The organism is Tepidiforma sp. (genome assembly GCF_034432735.1).
Classification (GTDB): Bacteria; Chloroflexota; Dehalococcoidia; order Tepidiformales; family Tepidiformaceae; genus Tepidiforma.
In genome coordinates, this window is the sequence record NZ_DAOUBJ010000102.1 from 1 (window position 1) to 1,575 (window position 1,575).

The window sequence follows — 1,575 nt, forward strand, 5'->3', positions numbered from 1 at the left end:
GCCATGGAGGCGAACCGAAAAATCATCGCCCTCCAAGAACAGATCGCAGCCGACGTCGCCCCCGTCAAAAAGCCCTTCACCCCCGCGCGCGAAAACGAAGAAGCCATCGCCGTCATCTCCGAATATCTCCAGGACCGCATCCCCGAGCTCGTCGCCACCGCCGCATCCGAGCGCTCCGACGCCAACAAAGCCGTCCGGCAAGAACTCCAAGAACGCTTCGGCGACCGATTCACCTCCGCCGACATCGCCGATGCCCTCTGGAACATCATCAAAAAAGCCATGCGGAAACAGATCCTCGAACGAGGAGTCCGCGCCGATGGCCGCGGCGTCAAAGACATCCGCCCACTCGATATCCACGTCGGCGTCCTCCCCCGTACCCACGGCTCCGGCCTCTTCCAGCGCGGCCAGACCCAAGTCCTCACCATCGCCACCCTCGGCGGCCTCAGCATGGTCCAAAAACTCGATACCCTCTCGCCCGACGAGTACAAGCGGTACATGCACCACTACAACTTCCCGCCCTACTCCGTCGGCGAAGTCCGTCCACTCCGCGGCGCCGGCCGCCGCGAAATCGGACACGGCGCCCTCGCCGAACGCGCCCTCGAGCCCGTCATCCCCAGCGAAGAAGCCTTCCCCTACGCCCTCCGCCTCGTCTCCGAAGTCATGTCCTCCAACGGTTCCACCTCCATGGCCTCCGTCTGCGGCAGCACCCTCGCCCTCATGGATGCCGGCGTCCCCATCTCCGCACCCGTCGCCGGCATCGCCATGGGCCTCATCATGGGCGACGACGGCAACTACCGCGTCCTCACCGACATCGCCGGCCAGGAAGACTTCATGGGCGACATGGACTTCAAAGTCGCCGGTACCGCCAAAGGCATCACCGCCCTCCAGATGGACATCAAAATCTCCGGCGTCTCCCGCGAGCTCCTCGCCACCGCCCTCGAGCAGGCCCGCGAAGCCCGCGAGTACATCCTCCAGCGCATGCTCGAGGTCATCCCCGAGCCACGCCCCGAGCTCTCCCCCTACGCGCCCAAGATGTACAAGATCACCATCCCCCAGGACATGATCGGCACACTCATCGGCCCCGGCGGCAAAACCGTCCGCCGCATCCAAGAAGAAGCCGGCGGCGCCACGATCGACATCCAAGAAGACGGAACCGTCATCGTCGGCTCCCCTAACGAAGAAGTCGCTCGCAAAGCCATCCGCATGATCGAAGGGCTCACCAAAGAAGTCCAGGTCGGCGAAATCTACACCGGCAAAGTCACCCGCCTCCTCAACTTCGGCGCCTTCGTCGAAATCCTCCCCGGCAAAGAAGGGCTCGTCCACATCTCCCAGCTCGGCGCCGACCACGTCCGCAGCGTCGAAGACGAAGTCAAAGTCGGCGACGAAGTCACCGTCATGGTCTCCGAGATCGACAACCTCGGCCGCATCAACCTCTCCCGCCGCGCTGTCCTCCTCGGCGAAACACCGGAGCAGGCCGCAGCAGCCAGCCGCGACGGCGGCCGCGACCGCGACCGCGGCCCGCGTGGCGGCGGCCCGGGCGGCTCCGGCGGCGGTTCCCGCCCCTCCGACCGCGAA

Annotated in this window: 1 protein-coding gene; it reads left to right on the plus strand. The window is 65.7% G+C overall.

Annotated features, from left to right (window positions below):
* The coding region (locus VAE53_RS09800; protein ID WP_322819195.1) for a polyribonucleotide nucleotidyltransferase at positions 1-1,575 on the plus strand (1,575 nt) is incomplete at both ends.